This window comes from Haloferax elongans ATCC BAA-1513 (genome assembly GCF_000336755.1).
Classification (GTDB): Archaea; Halobacteriota; Halobacteria; order Halobacteriales; family Haloferacaceae; genus Haloferax; species Haloferax elongans.
On the sequence record NZ_AOLK01000024.1, the window covers coordinates 193,186 to 203,015 of the forward strand.

The following is a 9,830-nucleotide window of genomic DNA, read 5'->3' on the forward strand; positions in this document are numbered from 1 at the left end:
ATCAGACAGAACGCACCCGGTAGATTGATGTGAACCAGGCCTGAATTGGGCATATATTCCGTGGACATGACAACAAATCAATTGTCTAGTGACACTGATGTTATTTTCATCACAATCGATTCCCTCCGGCCAGATATGCTCCGCGGCTCTTCCCCGAGCCCGACACCATTTCTAGATAGTCTCTTCAACGATGGATTCGAACTGACGTCGTGTTACAGCACTGGGTATCCGACACAGTTCGCGCTGCCCGGGCTCATGACGTCTACGCTTCCGCTCGACTACGGCGGGTATGAGTATGGTATTCGGACCCGGCCAACAGCTCTTTCAGAATCGTTCCAAAACGCTGGATACAGCACGGCAGCGTTTGTGACGGCGTTTTGGCTCGGCCGGCTGTACGGCTACGACCGAGGTATCAAAACATTCTGCCCATTGTTCAATTTAGAATTCTGGACGAAGAATCTGAAGGGAGTCTACCTTAAGTACGCGAAGCAACTTATCGAGTCAGGAGACAAGTCAACCGAAGAAGCCGTCGAGCTGCTATGTCCACTCGTCGGTGAGTTCCTAGATCATCTTGTCGATTACTGTAATGAGCGACGAGCGGAAGTTAACCAAGAGAGGTTGCACCCCCACTACCTCTCGTCACGACTTCACGCGTGGGACTTCGAGCGCGCAGCCGATGTTGCAAAGAAAGCACAAGAATCATTCGACAAAGACCCCACAACATTCGTCGCCACACTACTTCAGGAGACTAAACAGGAAGAGTCCAGTCGACTTTTCCAGCGTGAAGGTAGTTGGTTCGACGAACTACTCGCCACCCAACTGTCGGAAAGAGCGGAGTCTAAGAGTAAATGGCTTCGGAGCCTCCCACTCGTGGCTTCGTGGGCATCTCCGTACGGTCCCAGCCCAAGCCGAATGTTCGAACAACCAATGGAAGATATCGAAAATTGGGTTGACATGGTGAGGAGAGGGAAGATTTCGTCGGCGAGGTATGTCACCGAGAATCTTGCCACGTGGATCGAAGGGAGTGAAGACCCGTATTTCGCGTGGACGCACCTCCACGACATCCACAGCGAGAGTATGTTCACGTTGGACTTCGACGAGGAGCAGTGGTTCGGAACAGAATTAGCGGGCCACCGAAAGTTCCTCCGGGGTTGGGGTGGGAAATCGCTGCCCGAATCGACCAATATCTCACGAACACTGAGTTCTCGCTATGTCGATACCGTCCTTGAACAATTCGTCAACCGAGTTGTAGAAGGGTCGAACAACCCACCGTTGATAGTTATTACTGCCGACCACGGAAAGCAGCGTCCAACACGGAGCGGTGACCACGTTAACCAATTTTACGACAGCCTCTTGCACGTTCCCGTCGCATTCGTCCATCCGGATCTGGAGAGTGGTTCGTTCGACGGGCTCTGTTCGTCTTTGGACATCGCTCCAACGTTGCTCAATCTGCTCGGAATCGACATCCCCGAGTCATTCGATGGAGTTCCAGTGAGCCAATATCCCGATGGTGGACGCAGCTATGTAATCGCAGAGGACCTGGGGAGGGGACCATGCGACCCGTCGAAGCCAGCAAACATTTGTCTACGAACAGATGACCGGAAAGTCGTTTGTTCAGCACCGGTGAACGGAAACGAAAGATTCAGCGTGGAGTATGCGTCGGATCTCAAAGAAGACCCCCAGGAATTGTCTCCCCTCGATACGAGTGATCTTCCCGAAGGGTTCGATACACTTATTGAGAATGTTCGCAAACGCGCACATCAGATTCGCCAATCACTGGCGGGAGATGCGGGAATTCCCCCAAACTCAGGTCCCTCTTCAGGAAATCTGTGGAAGAACACACAATGACCAACATCGATAACGCAGTTATCCTCGCGGCAGGTCGCGGTATTAGACGCCTAGACACCGAAGAAAGCAAACCGACTCCTCTGGTAGAGACACAACAAGGGCAGGCGATTCTCGACAAGCAAATCGAGTCATTCCGAGAGAGCGGGGTGGACAACATCGCCTGTTTAGCTGGCTACCATATCGAGAAACTCGTTGATGTACATCCAGAAATAAACTACTACTACGACTCGGATTGGCAAGACGGCAGCCACCTTACCAAGCTCGCCCAATATCCCGGCGTCTTGGATGGAGACGTAATACTCACCACTGGCGAGACGCTCTTCGAAAACGAGGCAATTGAGCGGCTTCGAAGAACAGACTCCGAGATCGCTGTCGCTGTGACGAACTTTTCCTCGCAAGAGGTCGCACGAAATGCAAAGCGGACGCTTAGTGACGCTGAGCTTGTCGGGGTCGATGACGGACGTATCAAGGTAAACCTCGACGGCGATACGCTCCCGGACGCTCGCCTCCTCGGATTGTGTCTCTTTACTTCAGAAGGTGTCGCTCGACTTCAGTCGGCGATTGATTCCGCACGGGAGGGAGAACCCCTCTCATTTCACGAGGTGTTGACAACGGTTGCGCAGCAAGAAGACGGCGTCACCGCAATTGAGGTCGGTGACTCTGCACAGAAATATGACGAAACGCATGCACTTGCTCGGTTTCTTCTCGGAACGAAAGCCGACACATTAGAACGTCTCAGTGGACTCCTCGAAAAAGGGACGATTCTCGACCAAGAAGTATTCGACGTTAAAACTTGGGACGAATCGCCACAAGAGATTATTTGTCAGATTACGTCCTCATTCGCTGGGGGACCCATCGCCATTCGTAGCAGTGCAGTCGCAGAAGACGGCTGGTTTGAGTCGAACGCGGGGGCCTTCCATACGGAACTCAACGTCTCTCCTACAGACGAATCAGCGTTACGAGACACAATCAATCAGGTCGTCGCAAGTCTGCGCGAGGGGTCAGGAGTTGTTCACCGAGACCAGGTCTTAGTCCAACCGCAAGTCGAAGACGTTGCGATGAGCGGGGTAGCATTCACCCGAGAGCTCAAGTCAGGGGGCCCGTACACAATTATCAACTACGACGACACGTCTGGTCGGACAGACACGGTGACTGCAGGTCAAGGTGTACATCAAGAAACCGTCTACTTCCACCACCAAGTTGAGGGAGTGGGACAGTTCGACTCGGATAAGCACATAGTTGCTGTTAAACAGGCTGTCGACGAATTACGGGAACTACTTGACGACCCGCCACTTGACATTGAGTTTGCGGTCAGGTCCGATGGGACAGTCGTCATTCTACAGGTGCGGCCACTGACTATTCACACGGGCGAAGACCGCTACGATTCACGCGACGTTAACGATGAGATTGAAAGTACGGTCCAATCAATCGAAGAACTACAACGGAACCGTCCTCTGCTCCTCGGGGACGGAACCGTTCTCGGGGTGATGCCCGATTGGAATCCCGCAGAGATGATTGGGACGGATCCAAGCCCGCTCGCGGTTTCGTTGTATAAATACTTGATTACGGACGATGTGTGGGCACGTGCCCGAGCTGAGTCGGGGTACAGAGATGTCAGACCGACGCCCCTAATGATAACCTTAGCTGGCTGTCCATACATTGACACACTCGCTGATTTCAACAGTTTTCTCCCAGCAACACTTCCTGATGAGCTAGGCCGACGGCTTGTCAACCACTACGTCGATCGACTCGGAGAGAACCCAGAGCTCCAAGACAAAGTCGAATTCGAAGTTGCATTCACGTGCCTCGACTTTGCTTTCGACGAACGGGTCGACCAACTCGAATCCGCGGGCTTTGACAACGAAGAGATACAAACTCTCCGTGAGCATCTCCGGACGCTCACCGACTCGATTGTAGGTGGGGAAATTGCGACAATCGAAGAACAAAGACAGCGCCTCACCAAACTGGGGAATCGGCGACAGAAGTTCCTCAGGGCTGAGCCATCGAGTTGGTCGGAGACGGCGCGCACTGTCAAACAGCTCCTAGACGACACCCGTGAGTACGGAACACTCCCATTCTCGGTTTTAGCTCGGTACGCCTTTATTGCAACATCGTTCCTGCAGTCACTCGTCGAGCGAGGCATCCTAACCGAAGCAGAACGTGAGACGATATCTGCGGGGATGCCAACTATCGCGCAAGAGTTGGCGACAAGTATGCAACAGTTACGTGATGGAGAGCTTGATCCTGAGACGTTCTTCAAGAGATATGGGCACCTACGTCCGGGGACCTACGACATCTGTTCGCCACGCTACGACGAAGAACCATCCGAGTACTTCGACGTCGACGCCAACTTCGATCCGCTCGAACTTGACGCCAGTCGACCACCAGAAGTCGAGCATTGGACTCCGACAGTGTCCGAAGAGGCACGGGAGGTTTTCGATGAGTCTCGTGAGGAAGTTCAACGTCTCATTGACCAAGGAGGGTTCTCGTTCACGGCCGACGAGCTATTCTCGTTTATCACACGGGCCATTCCGTTGCGTGAACTCGCAAAGTTCGAATTTACTCGAAACCTCTCTGCAGGGTTGACACTACTTCGGCGTGGTGCTGAGTCAGACCTCGGTTTAGAGACCAGCGAAGTTGCATCGCTCACTCTCAACGATTTGCTGAAACCGACGACGGAAAATCCTTCACCGGTAATTCGACGCGAGTTCAAGCGGACAGTCAATCACAACGACAAACGGGATCAGATTCAGGGGTGGGTCCAATTGCCACCACTCCTACGGGGTGCCGAAGACGTCCGGTCATTCACGCTCCCATCCGAACGTCCGAATTTTGTGACGAGCGAAAGTACTACCGCACCAATCACGCGTATCGAATCTCGTGACGACATTGAGCGCGAAGAGCTTGATGGCCATATCGTTCTGATACCATCTGCTGATCCTGGGTACGATTGGATATTTGGCTCCGACATCGAAGGTCTCGTCACGAAGTACGGTGGTGTCGCATCACATATGGCAATTCGAGCGGCAGAGTTCGGTATCCCAGCTGCAATCGGCTGTGGAGAGGTTCTTTACGAAGAAATCGCGCAAGCAGATATCGTTGAGCTCGACTCCACTAATGGACGGCTTCGGGAGGTGCAGTAACGTGACGGATGTGGCAGTTACTATGCGGTCGATACGCGAGCCAGCGACGAACGAGCTTCGAGACTCACTGAGCCGTGACTGGACAGAGTACTTAGACAAACTGGGCTTCGACGTCATCCCCATACTCAACGGACTTTCGGACCCAGTGGCATTGTTTGAGCACGTTTCGCCAGATGCGCTCCTATTGACTAACGGTGAAGACGTTGGAAGCCATCCACCAAGAGACCAAACAGAGCAAGCACTACTCAACGCGGCCATAGAGGCTTCGATTCCCATCTTGGGAGTCTGTCGTGGGCACCAATTTATTAACACCTACTACGGCGGCGACCTCACCAACCTAAACGAACACATGAACGACCCAACAACTCACGTGGCGACAAATCACGACGTGCAAATACAGGACAGCCCCATAGAACTACCAGACACTCTCTCAGTTAATTCGTACCACGAAATGGCGGTTTCGACAAGCGACACCGCATCGGTGCTCAAACCGTTCGCGACTTCTGACAGCGGGTCGATAGTCGAAGGGCTATACCACCCCAAACAGCCCATCCTCTCAATGCAGTGGCACCCCGAGCGAGATCTCCCTGATCGCGAAGCTGTGGATGATCTAGTCGCGGGGTTCTTGCAAGGAGAGCACCCATGGTGAGTGAAGACATGACGTGGGTCTGCCTTGCAGCAGGTCAAGGAACTCGGCTCCGTCCAATCACAGACGACAGGCCGAAGGCGATGGTGCCTGTCGCTGGCCGGCCACTGCTTGATTGGCTCACGGGAACGGCCAGGTCAGTGGGAATCGACAATCTTGCGGTTGTGACGGGGTACAAAAACGAGGTCATCGAGAAGCACGTCGAAAGCGACGTTGCGACGTACCACAACCCCGAGTACGCAAGTACTGATATGGTTCGGTCTCTCTGGTGTGCACGAGATGTGCTTGAGGGACCAGTTGTTCTGTCCTACAGTGACATTCTCTATACCCCAGAAGTCCTGCAGTCGGTTGTCAAAAGCCCTCACGACATCGCGGTTGCGGTGGACAACCAATGGCAATCGTATTGGGAAAGACGACACGAAAATCCAATAGAAGACGCCGAAAGTCTCCGTCTTGAGGCAGACGACCGTATTGCATCGATCGGTCAAGATGTAGACTCAATTTCTGCCCCTGAAGCCCAGTACATTGGACTGGTTAAGCTCTCTGCGCGTGGTGTCAAGTCCTTACGGGAAGCGTACCAGAAGGCCGTAAATAGTACGAGTACAGACCAGAACCCATTTGGAAGTCAGCGGAGCTTCGAAAACATACACATGACAGATCTTCTTCAGGGAATAATTGACAACGGTGTCCCGGTCCACGCAGAACAAATCAACGCAGGATGGGTCGAAATCGACACCCCCCGAGATCTCGAAATCGCGGAGTCTGTGTGCCATCCAGACACCGGCAGTACTCTTAAGATTGACCGAAAAGAAGCAGGCAACGGTACCAAAGAATGATAATCTGGCTCATTGGACTCTCATCCGCCGGGAAGACGACTGTTGGCCGTGCCCTGTACGAGAAGATAAAGGCAGAACGAAACGACGTTCTCTTCCTCGATGGTGACCACATCAGGCAAGTCTGGGGAGACGACCTTGGGCACACGAGCGAGGAACGATATCAAAATTGCTGGCGGTACTGCCGGCTTGGGGCGCTATTCGACGAACAGAACATTCACGCAGTTTTTTGTATCCTTTCTCTCTTCGAAGAACACCGACAGTGGAACCGTGAGAACCTCTCGTCGTACTTCGAGGTGTATGTCGACGTCCCGATGGAGACACTCAAGCAGCGTGACGCCAAGGACCTGTATGCAAGAGCTGAGTCGGGGGACGTAGAGAACGTCGTTGGTGTGGATATCCCATTCGAAGAACCCCAGGACCCAGACCTTATCCTGAAAAACGACGACCCGCCGACGGACCCAGACGTTCTCGCCGAACAGATTCTCAACGAGCTCCCGGACGAGAAACTCTCGAATTGACGTCAGACTACCTCACGAGTACACGAACCGCGGTCTACTCGGTGAGCTAGAACGCTACGAATACAGCACGGTGACGGTGCTCCATTCATTGGTGCGTACCGGTCAGACCGTTCAGAAGCGCTGGAAGAAATCGACCGACGATTAGAACGGCAAGAGTCGGGAGATTCGACCGAAGTAGAGAGCCCCTGGGGAGAGTTGTTTGAGTCGCTCGACTGGGCAGACACCTCGGCGGTGCGACCGCACATGTCCGAACTCGAGCGTGCGTTCGTCTCTGATTTACTCGACGAAGACACTCACGAGAGCCCGGTTCCGGACCCGTCAACTGCCGACACGATAGATACGATCTCGACACTCGCTGCATTGGTCGACTATTCGGCCGACCATCTACCCACAGACGAGGTTTCGGAGGAGTGGCTCGATAGGTTCACACACCGATTCGAAGTGAAAAAGACGCTCATGTGTAGCACATTGTTGATTTCAGAGAGTCGCTTCGATAGCGTGTTTGAGTGCTTCTCGACCGGGTTTTCTGAAGAGTTCGCTGCGTAGCTGAAAGGCGCGAAGATACTGTGTCAACTTGTCCTTCGAGACGCCTCGGTGCGGCGAGAGCCACCGTCGTGCCAGCGACGCGTGGCTCTCGCAGGTGTTGACGTGAACGTCTCCATCCACGTACTCACCGTCACCGTGGACGACGTATTCGCGGTGGAATTCCTCGTCATCCTCAAGTGGGTCGTATGCCCGAAATCCGTCAGTATAGACGGTCAGCGACTCCTCCTCGTGGTCAGCGAGGAGGAGTCGTACTGTCGATTCGTCAGCGGATTTCGCTGGGACGACGTACCGCTGTCCCGTTCCACGGTCAACGATAGTGAAGACGGGTGGTTTGTCTCCCTCATACGAACCACGCCCACGCGTGGAGAGGCCACGCGAGCGCGACTCTTGGTCGCGCTCGCGACCTTTCAACCCCGCAGAGACGTACACTTCGTCGATTTCGACCGGTCCAACGAGGTTGAGTTGAGGCACGTCGAGCGCTCTGGTAAAGCGCTCGACGCGCCGGTGCATCGTCTTGTAGGTAACACCAATCTCTCGGTGAAGTTGGCGAAGACTCGTGTTGAACCGCAAGAACGCGTAGATCGAGAACAACCACTTGCGGAGCGCAACCTTCGAGTGAGCGAAAATTGTGCCTGTCTTATCATTGAACGTGCGGTCGCAATTCTTACACAGATAGCGTTGAAACGGCCCATAGCTGCCGTTCTTGACCGTTCGGTCAGAACGGCAGCGGGGGCATTCAACGCCGTCACGCCAGCGAACCTGTTCCAGCAGGTCCGCTGCGAGCGATTCCGAGCCAAACACATCCAGCGGAATCATTCGTGTCGGACACCGCTAGCGCGGTGCCTTTGCCCTCTTCGATTTCAGAGCAGCAGCTGAACTCTATCAACAATCTCCTACAGAAGAGCGTCGAATTATAAAACAGTTGGTTCGTGACTTGGGTGAGGACACTCTGAGAGCCGGACTCATCAGCGAGAAACCAGTCTGGAGCTAATAGAGAACGCAGCGTTGGGTTGATACCACGTCACCTAATTAATACGACTTTAAAAAAGAACAGATCTCACACGGTGTCTATTCGTACTTAGTTGGCAGTTTCAGTCAGAGCGTGACAACGATCTTCCCTCGATCAGCTGGTGCTGGCTGTACATGCTTCTTCGCTGTCGGACCGGGATTCGAACACGGAAGATCTCTCTGCGGGGTCAAACTCGCCCAGTCACTCGACGACGACGAAACCGAAGCACACCTCGAAGACGAAGTGGAGTCAGTGGAACTTCCAAATTAATTCGGCGACCAAAAAATAAGTCTGTTCGGTGAACCTACATCTCTGACATGTCGACGTCGACGATACCGAGTTGCGTGAACATTCCGAGCAGATCTGGCTCGACCCACCGCTCGGCGATGAGTCCGTCTTCGATTCTGGTGAACACCATGTTCCCTGTCTCGAAGGATTTGCCCGTCGGTTCAAGACCCATGAATTCACCTTCGTGGGTGCCGCGCAGGGTGACGCGCATCGCGACCGTGTCTCCCTCCGTGACGATATCCTCGACCGTCGCCGAGAAGTCACCGAACGCCTCGTTGAATTTTCTAAGCTGTTCTTTCAGTTCTTCGCGACCCCGCCGGTCCCCCAGTGGGCTGTGGTCGACGACATCCTCCGCACAGATTTCGTCGATTACTCCGATATTGCCCTCTGTCGCTACTTCCTCCGGGAAGCGTCGGGCGACGAGTGCGTTTGCCTCGTCTGTTGGTGACGGGGATGTTGCTGAAGACATCCTGTTCCTCCACAGTACACGTCACTGCGGAATCTTCCACCCCTCCCAGTGACGAGTACCGGGTTACTCTTCACCATGTCAGATGTTAACTATTGTTATGTCGCCGTTAGTGGTCGAACTGATAGAATTTACGACTGTAACCACACTCTGGCCGGGTCTCACTCGAGAGCAGCACGGCCACCAGTGTTGTCACTCTGTCTAGTGGGTCGTCAGAAAAGCCAAGGGCCGGATTTGAACCGGCGATGGGCGGCTCTGCAGGCCGCTGCGTTCGGCCGGACTCTGCCACCTTGGCGCACCTCTTCGTAGCGCTGTCTCGTGCTTAAGCCTGACGATGTACGGGAAGACGTGCTCTCCCGTGGTATCTCGCTCAGGTATCTTGTGAGACCCCTCACTGCTGCCAGACGTGCTGCGCCAGTTCACACGTTGCTGCCGTTCGTGGTAGCCAGGGCAGGGACGCTCGTGAGAGTGCTGCCGCTCACGGACTCACTGCGCGTGTGCTGGTGCACACGCTCGCGTCTGTAAATGAA

Annotated in this window: 7 protein-coding genes and 1 tRNA gene; 5 read left to right on the top strand and 3 right to left on the bottom strand. The window is 54.1% G+C overall.

What is annotated here, in order from left to right; all coding sequences use genetic code 11:
• Positions 1-66 precede the first annotated feature (66 nt).
• From C453_RS18910 to C453_RS18930, 5 genes are read left to right on the top strand one after another with little or no spacing between them, the layout of a single operon-like run.
• Positions 67-1,848: a sulfatase-like hydrolase/transferase gene (locus tag C453_RS18910; RefSeq protein ID WP_083881636.1), complete on the top strand. Its 1,782-nt coding sequence runs from the start codon at positions 67-69 to the stop codon at positions 1,846-1,848.
• Complete coding sequence (locus C453_RS18915) at positions 1,845-4,991, top strand: PEP-utilizing enzyme (RefSeq protein WP_008327147.1); 3,147 nt, start codon at positions 1,845-1,847, stop codon at positions 4,989-4,991. Before C453_RS18910 ends, C453_RS18915 begins: the two co-directional genes overlap by 4 nt.
• Positions 4,966-5,640, top strand: coding sequence for a gamma-glutamyl-gamma-aminobutyrate hydrolase family protein (locus C453_RS18920; protein ID WP_008327152.1), 675 nt, complete (start codon positions 4,966-4,968; stop codon positions 5,638-5,640). Before C453_RS18915 ends, C453_RS18920 begins: the two co-directional genes overlap by 26 nt.
• Positions 5,634-6,473 (top strand): phosphocholine cytidylyltransferase family protein, encoded by an 840-nt coding sequence (locus tag C453_RS18925; protein ID WP_049907910.1) that lies wholly within the window; start codon positions 5,634-5,636, stop codon positions 6,471-6,473. Before C453_RS18920 ends, C453_RS18925 begins: the two co-directional genes overlap by 7 nt.
• Positions 6,470-6,991, top strand: coding sequence for an adenylyl-sulfate kinase (locus tag C453_RS18930; RefSeq protein ID WP_008327154.1), 522 nt, complete (start codon positions 6,470-6,472; stop codon positions 6,989-6,991). The genes C453_RS18925 and C453_RS18930 overlap by 4 nt, the downstream gene beginning before the upstream one ends.
• Before the next feature lie 477 nt (positions 6,992-7,468).
• Here C453_RS18930 and C453_RS18940 read toward each other — a convergent pair whose 3' ends face one another.
• The 3 genes from C453_RS18940 to C453_RS18950 all read right to left on the bottom strand — a co-directional run bounded on the left by C453_RS18940 (position 7,469) and on the right by C453_RS18950 (position 9,595).
• A complete protein-coding gene (locus C453_RS18940; RefSeq protein WP_008327155.1) occupies positions 7,469-8,353 on the bottom strand; it encodes an IS1595 family transposase in 885 nt (294 codons plus the stop codon).
• 497 nt (positions 8,354-8,850) lie between these two features.
• Positions 8,851-9,303, bottom strand: coding sequence for an ester cyclase (locus C453_RS18945; protein WP_008327156.1), 453 nt, complete (start codon positions 9,301-9,303; stop codon positions 8,851-8,853).
• A gap of 216 nt (positions 9,304-9,519) precedes the next feature.
• A tRNA-Cys gene (locus tag C453_RS18950) sits at positions 9,520-9,595 on the bottom strand.
• Positions 9,596-9,830 lie beyond the last annotated feature (235 nt).

Bases quoted from the DNA above. Each gene is read 5' to 3' on its own strand.
- C453_RS18945 (WP_008327156.1), bottom strand. From the start codon at position 9,303: ATGTCTTCAGCAACATCCCCGTCACCAACAGACGAGGCAAACGCACTC.
- C453_RS18920 (WP_008327152.1), top strand. From the start codon at position 4,966: ATGGACGGCTTCGGGAGGTGCAGTAACGTGACGGATGTGGCAGTTACT.
- C453_RS18910 (WP_083881636.1), top strand. From the start codon at position 67: ATGACAACAAATCAATTGTCTAGTGACACTGATGTTATTTTCATCACA.
- C453_RS18930 (WP_008327154.1), top strand. From the start codon at position 6,470: ATGATAATCTGGCTCATTGGACTCTCATCCGCCGGGAAGACGACTGTT.
- C453_RS18925 (WP_049907910.1), top strand. From the start codon at position 5,634: ATGGTGAGTGAAGACATGACGTGGGTCTGCCTTGCAGCAGGTCAAGGA.
- C453_RS18915 (WP_008327147.1), top strand. From the start codon at position 1,845: ATGACCAACATCGATAACGCAGTTATCCTCGCGGCAGGTCGCGGTATT.
- C453_RS18940 (WP_008327155.1), bottom strand. From the start codon at position 8,353: ATGATTCCGCTGGATGTGTTTGGCTCGGAATCGCTCGCAGCGGACCTG.